The 16,849-nt window shown below is 61.6% G+C and carries 15 protein-coding genes; 6 read left to right on the top strand and 9 right to left on the bottom strand.

The genetic code is table 11. The features are described 5' to 3' along the window. Positions 1–58 precede the first annotated feature (58 nt). The gene (locus G522_RS0105550; protein ID WP_026790185.1) at positions 59–400 is read left to right on the top strand and encodes a gamma-glutamylcyclotransferase family protein; all 342 of its coding nucleotides are present in this window, start codon (positions 59–61) and stop codon (positions 398–400) included. Between the two features lie 4 nt (positions 401–404). On the opposite strand, the gene G522_RS0105545 is transcribed toward G522_RS0105550, so the two are convergent. Continuing rightward, entirely contained in the window at positions 405–1,553 is a 1,149-nt protein-coding gene (locus tag G522_RS0105545; protein WP_210162895.1) for a pyridoxal phosphate-dependent aminotransferase, read from the bottom strand. Between the two features lie 132 nt (positions 1,554–1,685). On the opposite strand from G522_RS0105545, the gene G522_RS0105540 reads away from it, so the two are divergent. From G522_RS0105540 to accC, 5 genes are all read left to right on the top strand, one after another. Then, on the top strand, positions 1,686–3,059 hold the full coding sequence (locus G522_RS0105540; protein ID WP_084632866.1) for a M48 family metalloprotease: 1,374 nt from the start codon (positions 1,686–1,688) through the stop codon (positions 3,057–3,059). A 32-nt stretch (positions 3,060–3,091) separates the two neighbouring features. Further along, positions 3,092–3,856: a DsbA family protein gene (locus G522_RS0105535; protein WP_036838291.1), complete on the top strand. Its 765-nt coding sequence runs from the start codon at positions 3,092–3,094 to the stop codon at positions 3,854–3,856. Positions 3,857–4,014: 158 nt separating this feature from the next. Then, positions 4,015–4,458: a type II 3-dehydroquinate dehydratase gene (gene aroQ / locus G522_RS0105530; protein ID WP_026790181.1), complete on the top strand. Its 444-nt coding sequence runs from the start codon at positions 4,015–4,017 to the stop codon at positions 4,456–4,458. 26 nt (positions 4,459–4,484) lie between these two features. Beyond that, complete coding sequence (gene accB, locus G522_RS0105525) at positions 4,485–4,964, top strand: acetyl-CoA carboxylase biotin carboxyl carrier protein (protein WP_026790180.1); 480 nt, start codon at positions 4,485–4,487, stop codon at positions 4,962–4,964. Between the two features lie 8 nt (positions 4,965–4,972). After that, positions 4,973–6,325 carry an acetyl-CoA carboxylase biotin carboxylase subunit gene (accC, locus tag G522_RS0105520; protein WP_026790179.1) on the top strand — a complete coding sequence of 451 codons (1,353 nt, stop codon included), beginning with the start codon at positions 4,973–4,975 and terminating at the stop codon, positions 6,323–6,325. Positions 6,326–6,394: 69 nt separating this feature from the next. Here accC and pncB read toward each other — a convergent pair whose 3' ends face one another. The 8 genes from pncB to G522_RS0105480 all read right to left on the bottom strand — a co-directional run bounded on the left by pncB (position 6,395) and on the right by G522_RS0105480 (position 16,792). Next, positions 6,395–7,699 carry a nicotinate phosphoribosyltransferase gene (pncB, locus tag G522_RS0105515; protein WP_026790178.1) on the bottom strand — a complete coding sequence of 435 codons (1,305 nt, stop codon included), beginning with the start codon at positions 7,697–7,699 and terminating at the stop codon, positions 6,395–6,397. 229 nt (positions 7,700–7,928) lie between these two features. Continuing rightward, positions 7,929–8,660, bottom strand: coding sequence for a TerC family protein (locus G522_RS0105510; RefSeq protein ID WP_026790177.1), 732 nt, complete (start codon positions 8,658–8,660; stop codon positions 7,929–7,931). Between the two features lie 74 nt (positions 8,661–8,734). Continuing rightward, positions 8,735–9,469, bottom strand: a complete 735-nt coding sequence (locus G522_RS0105505; RefSeq protein WP_084632863.1) for a CDP-alcohol phosphatidyltransferase family protein — start codon at positions 9,467–9,469, stop codon at positions 8,735–8,737. A 140-nt stretch (positions 9,470–9,609) separates the two neighbouring features. Continuing rightward, positions 9,610–10,230, bottom strand: coding sequence for a DUF2182 domain-containing protein (locus tag G522_RS25740; RefSeq protein ID WP_169453487.1), 621 nt, complete (start codon positions 10,228–10,230; stop codon positions 9,610–9,612). Positions 10,231–10,454: 224 nt separating this feature from the next. Then, a complete protein-coding gene (locus tag G522_RS30620; RefSeq protein WP_084632860.1) occupies positions 10,455–12,428 on the bottom strand; it encodes an OmpA family protein in 1,974 nt (657 codons plus the stop codon). 170 nt (positions 12,429–12,598) lie between these two features. Further along, positions 12,599–13,510 carry a lysophospholipid acyltransferase family protein gene (locus G522_RS25725; RefSeq protein WP_051228361.1) on the bottom strand — a complete coding sequence of 304 codons (912 nt, stop codon included), beginning with the start codon at positions 13,508–13,510 and terminating at the stop codon, positions 12,599–12,601. Between the two features lie 268 nt (positions 13,511–13,778). After that, positions 13,779–15,056 carry a TadE/TadG family type IV pilus assembly protein gene (locus G522_RS0105485; RefSeq protein WP_051228360.1) on the bottom strand — a complete coding sequence of 426 codons (1,278 nt, stop codon included), beginning with the start codon at positions 15,054–15,056 and terminating at the stop codon, positions 13,779–13,781. A gap of 119 nt (positions 15,057–15,175) precedes the next feature. Continuing rightward, the gene (locus G522_RS0105480; RefSeq protein WP_051228419.1) at positions 15,176–16,792 is read right to left on the bottom strand and encodes a ribonuclease J; all 1,617 of its coding nucleotides are present in this window, start codon (positions 16,790–16,792) and stop codon (positions 15,176–15,178) included. Positions 16,793–16,849: the final 57 nt, after the last annotated feature.

Here is a 16,849-nt window from a genome sequence, read left to right as displayed (position 1 = left end):
GCCCCGGTTGAACCTGGGCGGCCTTGTCATATGTCAGCACAAACAGAAGGAATCCGACATGGCAGAAGACGTGCTTTTGTTTTCTTACGGAACCCTGCAGCTGAAGTCGGTACAGCTCGCCAACTTCGGACGCGAACTCAAGGGTCGTCCGGACGCCATGGTCGGCTGGCATCGCGCGATGGTCGAGATCACCGACCCAGACGTGCTGCGGCAGTCTGGGGAGACGCACCACCCAATCGTCTCGCCAAGCGACAACCCAGACGACGAAGTGCCTGGCGTCGTCTTCGAGATCACGCCGGACGAATTGATCGCGGCCGATGGGTATGAGGTCGCCGACTACAAGCGGATCCTGGTCGCACTGAAGTCCGGCGCTAAGGCCTGGGTCTACGTGAAGGCGTAGGGATCTACCTCAACCAGCCACCCAGCCGCTCACAGGCCTCGGCGATGGCATCCGTGCGGCCGGCGAAGGAGAAGCGCACGTAGGATGAGCCGCGCCCGGTATCGAAATCGAGGCCCGGCGTTGCGGCTACGCCCGCTTCGTGCAGCATGCGGCGGCAGAAATCGAGACTGTCGTTGGTGTAGCGGCTGACGTCGGCATAGAAATAGAAGGCGCCGTCGACCGGCAGAAAACGGTCGAGCCCGATCTTGGGCATGCGCTCCAAAAGCAGCCGACGGCTCGCTGCATAGCCGGCCTTCACCGCTTCCAATTCCTGTTCCGCTTCGAAAGCACCGAGAGCGGCACGCTGCGATAGTTCCGATGGCGAGATGAAGAGATTTTGAGCGAGGCGTTCGACTGGCCGCACAAGCTCTTCGGGAAGCACCATCCAACCAACACGCCAGCCGGTCATGCAGAAGTATTTGGAGAAGGAGTTGACGACGACCACATCGTCGGAAAACTCTAGCGCCGTCACCTGGTCGCCGTCATAGACAAGGCCATGATAGATCTCGTCCATGACGAGAGCGATCTTCAGATCGCGACAGGCGGCGACCAGAGATTTGAGACCATCGCGGGTCATCATGGTGCCCGAAGGATTATTGGGGCTTGCCACGATGACGCCGGCGAGCGGCCGTTCTGCGTGTACCTTTTCAATGGCAGCGGCACTTGCCTGCCAACGCGCTTCGACGGTGGTCGGAATCTCCACCACCTCCAGGCCGAGCGCGGTCAGAATATTTCGATAAGCAGGATAACCGGGTGTCGGCAGACCGACGCGGTCGCCGACATCGAACATGGCAAGAAAGGCCAAGTTGAAGGCGCCGGAGGATCCTCCCGTCACGGCGACCCGTTCGGATGGCACATCAACACCGTAACGATCGGCATAGAGACGAGCAATGCGCGCGCGCAACTCCGGAATACCAAGGGCTTCCGTATAGCCGACGCGGCCACGGGAGAGTGCCGTCTCGGCAGCCTGACGCACGGCGGCGGGAACAGGTGCGCCAGGTTCGCCAAGTTCCATGTGAATGATGTCCCGACCCTCGCGGGCGAGGCGGTTGGCATCCGACAGCACGTCCATGGCCAGGAAGGGCGCTACATCACTCCGCCGCGAAACCAGCATATCCCTCTCCACGATTTTGCCCGAGATAACCGGCAGTCTTCCGCCACGTCAGTGGCGCTTCAGGATTTTTCCATTGCGCCGGGCGCGCGTTCTGCCCTTTATCAGGCGCCAGACACACTGACGAGACTTTCGATGGTGAATCGCGTCATGATGACCAACTTCTTCCGCACCTCCGTCGCCGTCATGACGGCAGCGGCTATCGCCGTCTCGTCGTCGCTGCCGTCCTTTGCCGCCGAGCGAAGCCGTGGGATTTCGTTGTTGCGTGACGCCGAGGCGGAAGCGCTAATCGCCGACTATACCCGCCCCCTCTTGAAGGCTGCCGGTCTCGGCGCAGCCACCGTCCAGGTCAAGCTGGTCAATGATGACACCTTCAACGCCTTCGTGGCCGACAGCCGGCATATTTTCGTCAACGCAGGCGCTATCATCGATTCCACGACACCCAATCAGCTCATCGGCGTTCTGGCCCATGAAATCGGCCATCTCGCGGCCAACCACCTGGCGCAGCTCCGCTCCGAAATCCGCAGGATGCAGATCCTGACGGCGATTGCCTTGCTTGGCGGTGTGGCAGCCGGGGCAGCCGGCGGCGGCGGAGCTGCGGCCGGCGCTGTGGCGACAGGCGGCATGCAGATCGGTCAGCGGGGTCTTCTGATGTATGCCCGCGAGAATGAAACGGCCGCCGATCAGCTTGCGCTGAAATATCTCGCCGAGACTGGCCAGTCCGCGAAGGGCATGCTGGAAACCTTCAAGCGGTTCGCCGATCAGCAGATGTTCATGTCGGCGCACATCGACCCCTATGTTCAGACCCATCCCATGGCTGCCGACCGCATCACCATGATCGATGAGATGGCCCGCAAATCGAAGTTTTTCGACAAGCCGGACGATCCCGCGCTCAAAGAGCGACACGACCTGGTGCGCGCCAAATTCGCCGCCTTCACCCGAAACGGCCAAAGCGTGCTGCGGCTTTATCCGCAGTCCGACACCAGTCTCGCGGCCGATTACGCCCGTGCGATCGTCGCCTATCGGTTCTCCGACCCCCAATCCGCCCTCACCCGGATGGATGCGCTGATCAAGCGCTCGCCGAACAATCCTTATTTCTGGGAACTCAAAGGGCAGATCCTGCTGGAAACCGGCAAGCCAAGGGATGCCCTGCCCCCCCTTCGCAAGGCGGTCGCGCTGGCTCCGAACGCCGGCCTTATCCGCGTCTTGCTTGGACAGGCTCTGGTGGGTACCGGCGACAATCAACTCACGGACGAGGCCATCGCGGCTCTGACCAAGGGGATCGGCGATGACCCAGACCAGCCCGACGGTTACCGGCAGCTTGCCATCGCCTACGCCCGCAAGAACAACATTCCCTTGGCCGACCTCGCCTCTGCCCAGGGAAGCTTCGCCTCCGGCGACATCCAAACGGCCAAGAAATACGCCATTCGTGCGCAGGAAAGCCTGAAGGCAGGCTCACCGGCCTGGCTGCGCGCCGACGACATCATCACCTACAAGGCACCGAATTGACCGGTTCCTCGCCTGGGACAAGGAGCAGTCGCATGTTTGCCCGTTTCCGAAAAATACTGTCGGCCACACTCGTCGCCGCGGCTCTCCTCCCCTCCATGGCTTCCGCCGAGGAGTTCACCAGCAGCCAGAAGGCGGCGATCGGCGATGTCGTCAAAGCGTATCTGATGGACCATCCCGAGGTGATTACTGAGGCACTGCAGGCGCTCGACGCGCGCAACAAAGCCGCCGAGGAGCAGGGACGGACCGACGCCATCCAAACGAACCGAGAAGCCATCTTCTCCTCGCCCTACCAGGCGGTTCTCGGCGATCCCAAAGCCAAGATCGCCCTCGTCGAGTTCTTCGATTACAACTGCGGCTACTGCAAGAAGGCGCTGGGCGACACCCGCGCCATTCTCGACAAGGAGAAGGACGTCAAGATCATCCTCAAGGAGTTCCCCATCCTGAGCGAAGGATCTGTCGAAGCGGCCAAGGTGGCGGCTGCGGTCAATATCATCGATCCCAAGGCCTATGAGGCGTTTCATTTCGATTTGCTGGGCGGCCGCGGCCAGGCCGACGGCGACCGCGCCCTGGCATCGGCGGTGAAAGCCGGTCTCGACGAGGCGAAGGTGAAAGAGCTGGCCGCCAAGCCGGAAGTGGCCGAGGCGATCACCCACTCCTATGATCTCGCTCGCAAGCTCAACATCAACGGCACGCCGGCCTATATCATCGGCGATGAGCTGGTCTACGGCGCCGTCGGCTTTTCCGAGCTCAATCGCCGGATCGAAGCGATGCGGGCTTGCGGCAAGACGGCCTGCTGATTGCCGATCGGAAGGCATAAGCGAGGTGAGTCCCACAGACGGGGATGAATTGGCGCTGCCTCTTTTTTTCGGCGCGGCATATGCCTATAAGGAAGCCGGCCGCTGCCCATGCCAGGGTTGCGGCTGCCCCCGCCCCGACTTGAAAGGGAACCGACCGATTGCCCATTGAAGCGTTCATCCTCAACGGACCGAACCTCAATCTTCTCGGAACACGGGAACCGGGCATCTACGGATCGCTGACCCTTGCCGACATCGAGGCAAATTGCCGCGACAAAGCTGCCGCGCTGGGGTTTTCTACCGTCGAGTTTCGCCAGTCCAACCACGAAGGCGTGCTCGTCGACTGGATCCAGGAGGCCGGGCGGCGCGGTGCCGGCGTGGTGATGAACCCCGGCGCCTATACCCACACGTCGATTGCCCTCCACGACGCGATCAAGGGAACCGGTGTTCCTGTGATCGAGGTCCACATCTCTAACGTTCATGCCCGCGAGAGTTTTCGGCATCGGTCCTTCGTGTCGCCCGTGGCGGCTGGAGTGATCGTTGGCCTAGGCCCCCTCGGCTACACCCTCGCGCTCGAAGCCCTCGCCGGTCTCCTGAAAGGGTGACCGCCGTCCCAATCCGGTGAGAACCGATGCCCCAGACCTTTGACTACGAACTGATCCGCCAGCTTGCCAACATTCTCGACGAGACCAACCTCACCGAGATCGAGGTGGAGCAGGAGAAGCTGAAGATACGGGTGGCTCGGACGGCGGCGCCGGTGACCATCACCCAGGGTGGCGGCTGGGCCGCGCCGTCGGCGATGCCGGCAATGGCCGCGCCTGCTCCGGTGGCGGCATCTGCCGCCGAGGCACCGAAGGCTGCAGATCCCGCCTCCAACCCCGGCGCCGTGCCCTCCCCCATGGTCGGTACCGCCTATACCGCCCCGGAGCCGGGTGCGCGGGCCTTTGTGGAGGTTGGCGACGTGGTGAAGGAAGGCCAGACGGTGATGATCATCGAGGCCATGAAGCACCTCAACCACATTCCGGCGCCGCGCGCCGGCCGTGTCACCGCGGTACTCGTCGAGAACGGCCAGCCGGTCGAGTTTGGCGAACCGCTGCTGATCATCGAGTGACCGGCCCCATGTTTGAAAAGATCCTCATCGCCAACCGCGGCGAAATAGCTCTTCGGGTGCTGCGCGCCTGCAAGGAGCTCGGCATCGGCACAGTTGCCGTTCATTCGACGGCGGACGCCAATGCCATGCATGTCCGCCTCGCCGACGAGAGCGTGTGCATCGGCCCGGCCCCGGTACGCGACAGCTACCTCAACATTCCCAACATCGTCGCGGCCTGCGAAATCACCGGCGCCGAGGCGGTACATCCGGGATACGGATTCCTCAGCGAGAACGCGCGCTTCGCCGATATTCTTGCGGCCCACAATATCGCCTTTATCGGCCCGTCGGCCGACCATATCCGGATCATGGGCGACAAGATCGAAGCCAAGGCGACCGCAAAGCGCCTCGGCATCCCCGTGGTGCCGGGCTCGGACGGAGCAGTCGAGACCGAGGAAGATGCACTGCGGATCGCCGCCGAGATCGGCTATCCGGTGCTGGTCAAGGCCTCGGCCGGTGGTGGCGGTCGCGGCATGCGCGTTGCCATGACCGAGGCGGAACTGCCCTCCGCCATGTCGGCCGCCAAGACCGAGGCCAAGAACGCCTTTGGTGACGACGCCGTCTATATCGAGAAATACCTCCTGAAGCCGCGTCACATCGAGCTGCAGGTGCTGGGCGATGGCCAAGGCAACGCCGTGCATCTCGGCGAGCGCGACTGCTCGCTGCAACGCCGCCATCAGAAGGTCATGGAAGAGGCCCGTTCGCCGGCCCTCAATGATGACGAACGCGCCCGGATCGGCGATATCGTCGCCAACGCCATGTCCGAACTCAACTATTCGGGCGCCGGCACCATTGAGTTTCTCTATGAGAACGGCGAGTTCTATTTCATCGAGATGAACACCCGCCTGCAGGTGGAACATCCGGTGACCGAGATGATCACCGGCATCGACCTCGTCAACGAACAGATCAAGGTGGCTTCGGGTCAGGCGCTGAGCTTCCGTCAGTCGGACGTCCACTTCAATGGCCATGCCATCGAATGCCGCATCAACGCCGAGAACGCCGCCACCTTCGCGCCGTCGCCCGGCAAGATCACCTATTGGCATCCGCCGGGAGGCCTGGGCGTCCGTGTCGATAGCGGTGTCTATCAGGGCTATACGATTCCGCCCTATTACGACAGCATGATCGGCAAGCTGATCGTCCATGGCCGCAACCGCGTCGAATGCCTGATGCGGCTGCGCCGCTGCCTGGACGAGTTCGTGGTCGACGGTATCGATTCGACGATCCCGCTGTTCAACAACATGCTGAAGAATTCCGACATCATCGACGGCGCCTACGACATCCACTGGCTGGAAAAGTGGCTCGCCACCAAGCCGTTCGAGGCCTAAGCGACCCGACAGACAAGCAAGACAAAAACGCCGCCCTCTCGGGCGGCGTTGACGTTTCAGGTCTATCTCTTATACGAACACTGGCCTTTTGACGCGCCCTGCCTCGCCGAAGACGCGCAGGTAGCGAGCGATCTCCGCCGGATCGCCCGTCGCCTTCTCCGGGTTGTCGGAGAGTTTCACCGCCGGCCGGCCATTGACCTGCGTTACCTTGCAGACCAGCGATATCGCGTCGAAGTCGTCGGTGGGTTTTGGCGCGCAATCCTGGAAATCGTTGGTCAGGTTGGTGCCCCAGCCGAAGCTCATGTGCACACGGCCTCGGAAGTGGGTGTAGACCCGCTCGATCTCCTCGACGTCGAGGCCGTCGGAAAAAACGATCAGCTTGTCGCGCGGATCCTCGCCCTTCGACTTCCACCAGGCGATGATCTCTTCGCCGCCGTCGACCGGATCGGCGCTATCGGGGCGAAAACCCTTCCAATCCGCCACCCAGTCTGGCGCCTCGCGCAGGAAAGAGGCGGTACCGAAGGCGTCCGGCAGAACGACGAGCAGGTTACCGTCGTAGAGTTCCTGCCAGTCGCGCAGCACGCGATAGGGGGATTGGCGCATTTCATCCTCGGTATTGGCGAGGGCTGCCATGGCCATTGGCAGTTCGTGGGCATTGGTGCCGATCGCTTCGAGATCGCTCTTCATGGCCATCAGCACGTTGGACGTACCGATGAAGGCTGGGCCTAGCCCTTCCTTCAGTGCGTTGACGCACCAATCCTGCCAGAGGTGTGAATGGCGTCGGCGTGTGCCGAAATCGGCGATCTTGATGTCGGGAAAGGCGCGCAGTCGCTCGACCTTGCTCCACAGCTTGGCCTTGGCGCGCGCGTAGAGCACATCCAGTTCGAAGCGGCGCATGGTCTTCATCACCGAGCGCGACCGCAGTTCGTTGATGATGGCGAGCGCCGGAATCTCCCACATCGTCGTGTGAGTCCAAGGGCCATGGAATTCAAGCTGGTATTGCCCGTCGGCCTTGCTCAGCTTGTAGGGCGGCAGCTGGAAATCACGCAGGAACTCCAGATACTCGGGCGCAAAGATCTGTCGCTTGCCGTAGAAGGTGTTACCAGCGAGCCAAATCCATTCCTTCTTGCCGAGCCGCAACGAGCGGGCGTAATCGAGCTGCGCTCGAAGCTCCCCCTCGTCGATATCGTCGGCAAGGCGGATGCTGCTTGTGCGGTTGATCAGCGAGAAGGTAACGTCGACGTCGCGGTAACGTTTCCAGATCAGCTGCTGCATCAGGAACTTATAAATGTCCGTATCGAGCAGGCTGCGGACGATCGGGTCGAGCTTCCAGTTATGGTCGTGAACCCGTTTGGCGAGATCGGTGGTGCTCATCGGTCCGTATACCCGTGATGAAGCGAGGCGACCCATGAACGTCGAAAAAACGCCGACGAGGCGCCACCTGACAGAGGGGTAGCCTGAAACGATCTAGAACCCAAGCAAAATCCGTATAAACGCCGAGTGGAAAGGTCACGAATGCGGGACTGCCTCGGTGTTGTTGCAAATGGTGAAAAGGGCGACGGATTGCTCCGCCGCCCTCTGAGCTTGACCAGTTCAGCTGCGTTCAGTTCGAGCCTGCCTTAAGCTTCCGCCGTCTGCGGCGCGCCAGAATGTTCATCATTTCGACGCCGGCCGAGAAGGCCATGGCGAAGTAGATGTAGGCACGCGGCACATGGAAGCCGACACCGTCTGCCACCAGCGATACGCCGATCAGCAACAGGAAGGAAAGTGCCAGCATCTTGGTCGTCGGATGCTTTTGAATGAAGTGCGAAATCGGCTCCGACGCCGCGAACATGATGATCATCGCGATGATGACGGCGAGAATCATCACGGGCACGTGCTCGGCCATGCCGATTGCGGTGATGATACTGTCGATCGAGAAGACAATATCGATCACGATGATCTGCGCCACGGTGGCGCCGAAGGCGGCCTGAACGATGTTGCCGCCCTCGTCCTCCTCGCCCTCGATACCGGCGTGAATTTCGTGCGTTGCCTTGTAAATCAGGAACAGGCCACCAGCGAGCAAGATCAGGTCGCGCCAGGAGAAGCCATGTTCGAACAGGGTGAACACGGGCGCAGTCAGGCCGATCAGCCAGGATAGGGTAATCAACAGCAGAATACGGAAGACCAACGCCATTGAGAGGCCGAGGGCGCGGGCCTTGCGGGCCGAGTCGGTCGGCAGGCGACTGGTCAAAACTGAAATGAAGACAAGATTATCGATACCAAGGACGATCTCCATCACCGTCAAGGTGAGAAGACTGGCCCAGGCGTTGGCATTAAAAAGAAGATCAAGCATGAGTGCGGTCATTCCCCAGATATGGCCGTCGGATCAGGACCTTATCTGGAGAGCGCCCTCAACATTTCAAGAAGTCAGGCAGCCTTTGCACCGAAGAATTTCTCGATGAGCTGCTGTACTGCCGCGACGAGAGACAAATATGCGGTGGAAAGTGCCAGGCCGATCTCAACGCCGATGGGCGGATTAAGCCTCCAGGCGAGCGCCGCGCCGGCGAACAGGAACCAGGCCAGCGTCACGGCCAGCGTCACCGGCCGCCACTTCTCGACGCGCACTGGATGCACGAAGGCAATGGGAGCGAAGGTCAGGACCGACAGCGCGAGGGTGATGCCGATGACCGCGAATTGGTTGAGGTCGAATACGAAATAAAGAAAGACCACGCCGTTCCAGACCACGGGAAAGCCGCGGAAGGCGTTGTTCTTCATCTTCATGCGCGTGTCGCCGTAGTACATCGCCGACGTGAAGACGATGACGCCGGCGAGCGCCAGTGCAATGGGAATCGAGGTGAAGCCGGCCGTCGCCACCGCGAGTGCCGGAAGAAAGACGTAAGTCACGTAATCGACCACAAAGTCCAGCGCGGCGCCGGAAAAGGTCGGCAGGCGGCTTTCCACGGAAACCTTGCGAGCGATCGGCCCGTCGACACCATCGACGACCAGCGCAAGACCCAACCACATGAAGAAGGCCGGCCAATCGAGGTTATAGGCGGCGAAGGCTGCGAGCATGGCGAGAACAATCCCGCTCGCCGTGAAGGCATGCACCGCAAGAGCGATCAACGCATTCTGATGTCTGCCCACAAGCGTCAGTTCCGTCATCACGCGCCGTTCCTCTCGTCCGAACCGATGGCCGGGCTGCGAGCCATCATGAACGGACGAAGCGCGTCGTCCGACGGAGCCCAAAAGATCATCGCCCAAAACCTTACCGATCCCAGCGGATGGTTACATCTGGCGACAATCTACCTGATGACGAGGCCGCTCGCCAAGATGACACCGGCAAGAATGAGCAAAACCCCGAGGAAATACGTGGTTTTGACGCCACTCAGGAGCTTTTCGAGCCCCATCAGCACGCCAAGCAGGGCCATGGCGGCAAGATTCATCAGACCGGCGGCGAACATCACGGCCATCATCGCCCAACAACAGCCGAGACAGGCAAGCCCTTCTTCGACACCAATCCGGAAAGCGGGGCCTGCCCCACCCTCGATATAGGCGACGCGAGGATTGCGGCAGCGAACGAGGCAGGCCCATTTGAGCGGGGTGAACTGATAGATGCCCGCGGCGATCAGAATCGAAGCCGAGAGCGCCACACCGGCCGGCGCCATATGAGGAGCAAGCGCACCGAGGTGAACCAGCCAGACCTGGACTGCGCTGGCCAGTAGAGAGATGACCAACCAGACTGTCGTGTAACCGGCGATCAGCGCAATGGATCCCATTCCCACGTTGTCGGCATAAGCGCGAAAGGTCGGCGCCGCCGTTGGCACCATCATGGCAAATACCATGGCGACCCACATGGCCAGGACGAGCGCGCCACTCCCAAAACTTAGCCCGCCTTCCATCGCCGGCATCAGCGTTTTGGACAACTCGCCATCCCACGCAGCCGCGGCCAGCCAAAGCCAGCCAATCGCGGCCATCGCAACGACAGCGAAGCCTGTCAGACGGCGCGGGTTGTTGCCCAGAAAAGCAGCGAGGCGATTTAGCAAAACGCGAACCCGAACGGAGGAGTCTATGCGACCTAAAGTAAAAGCCCCGTCCCAGAGGAACGGGGCCTTCTTTTAGCGGAGAAACACGCAGTGGGGCAATCGCCTCACTGTTGCTGATTCTTGGTAGCGAGCAGCGGCGTGATGCGTCGCACCGTGACCCGGCGGTTCTCCCGCTCGGGACCTTCGGTCTGTATCTTCAAGTAGCTCTCACCATAGCCCTGTGTGACGAGGTTTTCCGGCGGGATGCCGTAATGGTCCGTCAGAACGTTGGCCACGGCTTCGGCACGGCGGTCGGACAACGAGAGATTGTCCACGACCGAACCAACCGCGTCGGTATAGCCCTCGACGAGGAACACCTCGTTGGGGTTTCGCCGAAGCGCGGCCTCGATGCCACGCGCGACTGCCTCGATGCCCGGGATCTGGCTTCCTTCGACGGTCCACGCTCCGCTCGAGAAGGTGATGTTGTCGAGATCGACCGACCTGACGCGGTCGCGCAGATCCGGGCTGTAGATCACCTGATTGAGCGTGTACTGCGGTTGCACCTCAACGAGAGGCGGGGCAGTCAGAGCCTCTTCCACGTAGCGCGGCGGTGCCGAGCGCATTTCAACACGATACTGGTCGCGCGGCACATCATACATTGGCGGCGGTGGCAGGCGGACAACGGGCTGCCATGCTGGCTCGTCGACCGGGCCGGGACCAAAGCTCCGGTTGTCAAACAGCACGTAGACGCGGCCGTCGCGATCTCGACGTTCGCGCTGAATCATCGTGCCGTTTTCATCGTAAACGGTCCGCACCTCGCCGCCATCGCGGGTCGCAACCGTCACTTCACGGCCACCGTCGCGCGTTTGGCGTTCACGATAATCGCGACCGCCGCGATCAAAACGTCCGCGGTCATCATGACGGATTACAGCGTCATCGCCGCTTTGCACGATGATGCGGCCACCCGGTTCCACAGTGACGCGGACGCCGTTCTCATCGCTGATTACCCGGCGATCGCGCTGGACATCGCGAATGTTGCGGGCCTTCTGGTCGACGCTCTGGTCGATCGCCTCAGTTGCCGCAGCCCCGGAATTACCCAACTTCTCAATGAGCGACGGCGGCGGCGCCTGCTTTCCAGCGGCATCCGGAGCTGGAGGCTGTTGATCGCCCGGTTGTGCCGGCGATGGAGGCGGAGTGCCTGGAGCGGCAGTCGGCGCAGCCGCATTCGGTGCAGGCGGCTGCGGTGCAGACGGCTGAGGCGTGGCGCTACCGGGCGCACCCGGTGCAGGAATGGGAGGCTTTGGCTGGGCCGTCGGCTCCGGAGCGGGGGCCGCCGGCTTGGAGTCTGGCTTGGGAGCAGTCGTTTCGGCCGGCGGCGTGGGGCGATCAGGCTGCGCATCGGGCTTGGGCGCCGGGCGCTCCGGACGCGCTTTCTGTTCGGGGACCGGCGCCTTGGGTTCCGATTCGGATTTCGGGGCCGCGGGCTCGGGGAGGACCTCGGGCTGAGCCGCTGGGCGTTCGGGCTTGGCCCCCTGCTTGGGAGCTGCGGGCTCAGGTTGAACCTCCGGGCGGGCAGCTGGCGCCTCGGGGCGAACTTCTGGCTCGGCTGCGGGACGCTCGGGCTTGGCCTTCTTCTTGGGTGGGAACGGTTCCGGCTGAGCATCCTGGTTCGCAGCCGGCGCCTCGGGGCGGACCTCGGGTTGGGGCGCGGGAGTTTCAGGCTTTGCCTCGGGCTTGGGAGCCGATGGCTCAGGTTGAGCTTCCGGACGGGGAGCCGGCGCCTCAGGACGAACCTCGGGTTGAGGCGCAGGACGCGGTGGCTCTGCCTCCTGCTTAGGAGCAGGCGGCTCGGGCTGAACCTCTGGCTTTTTCTTCTCCTGCGGCGGCGCCACTTTCTCGGGTGGAACGCAGTTGGCATCGCCCGGTTGGCAAGCCGGCGGGTCGGCTTGAGCAACAACAAAGCCGCCCTCTTCGGCCCTGGCAGCGGCCTGTACCGCGATCTGCGACAAGGGCACGATCGCGCAAGCCAGCAACAGCTTTCTGAGTCGCTTCATAAAATCCTCCAGCCTTCCTTTGTGCTCCGAGACAACAATCGTCATGATCGGTAGCACCTAACGGCCGCCGTGCTCTAGGCGAGGTCCGCCCATAGAAAACAGTGGCAGCGGCCTTCGGTTCCGGAGTTTGCCCAGCCAATGGGGCGTCAATCAGAAAAAAGGCGGCAAAAGCTTGTCAATTCAAAGATTTGACATGAATGGGAGGTGAACGGTCGTTAGCTTCGGGCCTCACCGGCGAGCACCGCTTCCGACCATCTGCGCGTCGCCCACATCCATTGACCCGGTTCGCTGCGGATCCAGTTCTCGAATGTGGCATGGAGTGCGCGCGTTCCTTCGGCCACGTCGGCGTCCGGGTCATCGCTGTGGGACAGGTCGATCCTTTCCCCTTCGATGCAGAAATGCGCACCATCCACACGCCGGCAACGCGCCGCGACCAACGGCAGATCCAGATGACGGGCGAGCGTGACCGGCAGCTTGGACAGAGAGGAAGGGCCGCCCAAAAAGGGTGCTTGAATGCCAGTACCGTCCGGAAGATCGGCCATCATGGCAACCGCCGCGCCACCACGGGCAATCGAGCGGAGGCGTAGGACCGAGCCTGCGCCTGCCGCGACCAGTCCCGCAGGGTAGGCTTTTTCTCGCCTGGACCGGAAATAGGCCTCGGAGAGCGGATTCCGGAGGGAGCGATAAACGCCGGCAATCGGCTTACCTACCATTGCGCATCCAATTGCCAACAGCTCCCAATTGCCCTGATGCAACGAGCAGAACACAATCCCTTTTGCCCCTATCGCTTGAAGATCGGCGGTCAGCTTGTCGCTCATTGCGACCCGCTCCGGCTGGAGGGCGACCTCGGGTAGCAGAAGACCTTCAGCAAAGGTGCGGCCAAGATTTTCCCACATTTGAGATAGGATTGAGCTGCGCTCGCCTTCAGTCAGGTCCGGCATTGCAAAAGCCAGATTCCGCTCGGCCCGAAGATGGCGCGGATTAAAGCGGGCAAACCAGCGCCAGAGTCGGCCCATCAGTGCCGATGCCAGATCGACTCCGAGAAGTTGCAGCAAAGCCACGACCAAGCGTAGCGCCACGTACTCGAGCCAAAAACCGGCTTGCGTTTTGGCCTTCTGGTAATCCAACGCGCCTGAGCCTCTCTACGCATACCGCCAAGAAAAAGAATGGCGGCGTTCGTTGCCTGAATCGTGCGATGAGCTGTTATCCCATTTCCCGCCCTCCCTCCACCCCGTAGCGCCCCTCAGGCGACGGATGTGTCGGTGATCACTCATTTATGACCGAGGTTCTGGCAAATAGTCAGCCGACAGCCCCCTATGAGGGTCGACACATGGGTGTTTGCTGTACCCACGACGCTCTGTCTGGTGATCCCGTGACCTCGTGCCGGTCGCAGCCTTACTGGGCGATGCGGAGGGCCGATAGTTTGTCGCCGATAGCGCCGAAGGCCGTGATGATGCCGCTGGCGCTTGATGCGTTAAAATAATCGTCTGGAGAGCTGGCGCAGTTCCTCAGCACGGAGGCATTTCCTGAAATGACCAGCACGGTATAGATTGTTACACCCGCCGCCTTGGCCGCCGTGCAAACCTTCGACATTCGATCATCGACCGCCGACGAACTTGCGCTACCATTGCCGTCGAAGCGGTTTTCCGTATTGTCCCCGTCCGACAACAGGATGATCGCATCCTGATACTCGTAGTTGGAATCCTTGGCTGGCGCGGCAATCGGTGACGTCAGTTGCAGCGACTGCCAGGCCCAGACCAAGCCGATCGTCTGGTTGGTCGACCCTTTCGAGGTCATGGCCGTTACCGCTGCCTTGAGGCTATTCCAGTTGTTGGTCATCGGCGTCAAAGCGGAGAGGCAGGAACCATACTGGTCGACAAAGAACTTTGTCTTGTAGTTGTTGGGGTCTGGTACCGAAACGGAAATATCGTAGTTGAGATTGGGATCCTTCTCGCGATCTCCTACACAACCGTTCCACCTGGATTTGTCTGTGCCGTATGGATAAAGCTTGTCGCCCACATTACATGTGCTGGAACTGGGGTTGACACAAGTTCCATTCCAGTAAAGCCAACTGGCGTCCTTATTGCCCGTGCCGACGTTGACATCCCGGTTGAAGGGAATGATCGAGACGTAGATGTCACCGCTCGTCGTCGATTGCGACTGCAGTTGGTCGAGCAAGTTGTTCGTCGCCGTCTTGAGCGCGGACAGTTTCCCTGAATAAGCCATGGACCCCGTGTTATCGAGTGCCAACGCCACCCGCAGTCGTTTCGACGACCAAGCTGACTTTGATTGAACCGCCAACGTTTGCGAAGAGACGCCGATGAGGTTGAGGAACGTCATGGGGACCGTTCCGCTCGCGGATGCGGCGATGACTGCACCGTTGGTCTGGGTGAATGTGGCGGAAACGCTCAAACTGCTGGCTTTTCCGGATGGGAAGTTGACGTTGAACACCTCCCCCGCCCTTGTGTTGAGCTGGGTAGCGGTCAGCTTGGGCGCTTCTGAGGAGAGAGCCAGCACCGTCGCGTCAAGGGAATGCTGCATGAGCTCGCGCGCATCTGCCAGTCGCGCGTAGTCTACAGCCGCCCCCACGCCAACCAATAACGGCACAAGACAAACGGCGAACGTCATCGCCACGTTGCCGTCACGGCTGACCAGAAACCGACGAATTCCCATGGCTCCTCCTGAACCCATAGGATACCGCCAGCTGGCCTAACAACAGATTGCACCGATATTTAGAATTTACGGCAATCTGTCGATCTTGGCGTGAATAGCGGAGCGTCCGCCCTTTGGCGTCACTCCACTCTCAGCACCGTCACCTCGGTGATCGGCTTCTTGCCCCAGCGTTCGTTGGCGGCGGCACGGATTGACCGGCGTACCGCTTCGGCAACCAGGTCTTCGTCCTTGCGGCGGTTTTTGGGGATGGACAGAAGACAGCCATCGACGGCGGCGGCCAGCACGTCCTCGAAATCCGCGCCCTTGTTGTCTGTCTCCGGTAGACCGAAGCAGTTGAGCCCATACTCGCCAAGGATGTCGCCACGCCCATTCATCAGCAATGTGCAGACCACGACGCCGGCAAAGCTCATCTTGCGACGTTCAACGACACCGGATCCCTCGGGATCCCGGACCAGACTGCCGTCCTTGACCAGAATGCCGAACGGCACGTGACCGATTGCCTTGGGCTCGTCACCGGGCAACAGACGCAGCATTTCGCCATTTTTGGTGAGCGTCACGTTGGGCACACCAGCCTCGCGCGCCAACCTTTCGTGAGCGGCCAAATGCATGGCCTCGCCGTGCACCGGAACGGCCACCTTCGGCTTGACGAGGCGATAGAGCTCCATCATCTCATCGCGGCGAGGATGACCGGACGTGTGGACCAGCGCGTCGCCGTCGGAGACGATCTCGACGCCCTGCTCGACGAGCTTGTTCTTGATGGCGCCGACTGCCTTCTCGTTGCCCGGAATGGTGCGGGAAGAAAAGATCACCATGTCGCCGCGATTGAGCGTGATATTGCGATGATCGCCTGCCGCGATTTTTGCCAGAGCGGCGCGCGCCTCACCCTGGCTACCGGTTACGATGGCCATCACCTTGTCCGACGGCAGGTAGCCATAGGCTTCTTCGTCGCGGAACGGCGGCAGTCCCTCGAGCATGCCGAGTTCGCCCGCAACATCGAGCACGCGCTTGATGGCGCGGCCGACCACAACGACCTCTCGATCGTTCTTGGCCGCCGCTTCGGCGATCGAGCGGATACGGCCGAGGTTCGAGGCGAAGATGGTAACGGCCACCCGCTTCTTTGCCCGCGCCACCACCTCGGCGAGACCGTGCGCGACCTCGCCCTCGGAGGGGCTGCGTCCGGCACGGACGGCGTTGGTGGAATCGCAGATCATCGCGTCGACACCCTCGGCGCTGATCTCGGCCAGGCGCTTCATGTCGATCGGCTGGCCCACGCGCGGATCGTGATCGATCTTCCAGTCGCCAGTGTGCAGCACATTGCCCATGGGCGTGCGGATCAGCACGGAGGTCGGCTCGGGCAGCGAATGCGACATGGCAATCAGCTCGATATCAAACGGGCCGATCGAGAATCGCTGCCCCTGTTCGACGACGCTGGTCGGCACGCGCGGTGCGTTCGGTTCCATCTCGCGCTTGGCCGCGTGAAGGGCGGCGGCGAAGGGCGTCATGTAGACCGGCACGCCGAGCCTTGGCCACAGATCGTAGACGGCGCCGTAGTGGTCCTCATGGGCGTGGGTGATCAGAATGCCGACAAGATCGTCCTTGTAGGCTTCGATGAAGGAGATGTCCGGCAGCAACAGATCGACGCCCGGCAATTCCGGGCCGGCGAAGGATACGCCACAGTCGACCATCAGCCATTTGCGGTCAGCCTCGGGCCCGAGGCCATAGAGGGCGAGATTCATGCCGATTTCGCCAACGCCGCCAAGCGGCAGGAAAATGAGCTCGTCGGCCCCGCTCTT

The sequence above is a fragment of the Pleomorphomonas oryzae DSM 16300 genome, from assembly GCF_000422965.1.
Taxonomy (GTDB): domain Bacteria; phylum Pseudomonadota; class Alphaproteobacteria; order Rhizobiales; family Pleomorphomonadaceae; genus Pleomorphomonas; species Pleomorphomonas oryzae.
The sequence above is the reverse complement of the archived record's forward strand: the minus strand, read 5'-3'. Positions and strand labels throughout refer to the sequence as shown.

Excerpts from the sequence above, each read along its gene's own strand:
- G522_RS0105550 (WP_026790185.1), top strand. The coding sequence starts at position 59 with ATGGCAGAAGACGTGCTTTTGTTTTCTTACGGAACCCTGCAGCTGAAG.
- G522_RS0105545 (WP_210162895.1), bottom strand. The coding sequence starts at position 1,553 with ATGCTGGTTTCGCGGCGGAGTGATGTAGCGCCCTTCCTGGCCATGGAC.
- G522_RS0105540 (WP_084632866.1), top strand. The coding sequence starts at position 1,686 with ATGGTGAATCGCGTCATGATGACCAACTTCTTCCGCACCTCCGTCGCC.
- G522_RS0105535 (WP_036838291.1), top strand. The coding sequence starts at position 3,092 with ATGTTTGCCCGTTTCCGAAAAATACTGTCGGCCACACTCGTCGCCGCG.
- accB (WP_026790180.1), top strand. The coding sequence starts at position 4,485 with ATGCCCCAGACCTTTGACTACGAACTGATCCGCCAGCTTGCCAACATT.
- accC (WP_026790179.1), top strand. The coding sequence starts at position 4,973 with ATGTTTGAAAAGATCCTCATCGCCAACCGCGGCGAAATAGCTCTTCGG.
- pncB (WP_026790178.1), bottom strand. The coding sequence starts at position 7,699 with ATGAGCACCACCGATCTCGCCAAACGGGTTCACGACCATAACTGGAAG.
- G522_RS0105510 (WP_026790177.1), bottom strand. The coding sequence starts at position 8,660 with ATGCTTGATCTTCTTTTTAATGCCAACGCCTGGGCCAGTCTTCTCACC.
- G522_RS0105505 (WP_084632863.1), bottom strand. The coding sequence starts at position 9,469 with ATGACGGAACTGACGCTTGTGGGCAGACATCAGAATGCGTTGATCGCT.
- G522_RS30620 (WP_084632860.1), bottom strand. The coding sequence starts at position 12,428 with ATGACGATTGTTGTCTCGGAGCACAAAGGAAGGCTGGAGGATTTTATG.
- G522_RS0105485 (WP_051228360.1), bottom strand. The coding sequence starts at position 15,056 with ATGGGAATTCGTCGGTTTCTGGTCAGCCGTGACGGCAACGTGGCGATG.
- G522_RS0105480 (WP_051228419.1), bottom strand. The coding sequence starts at position 16,792 with ATGAATCTCGCCCTCTATGGCCTCGGGCCCGAGGCTGACCGCAAATGG.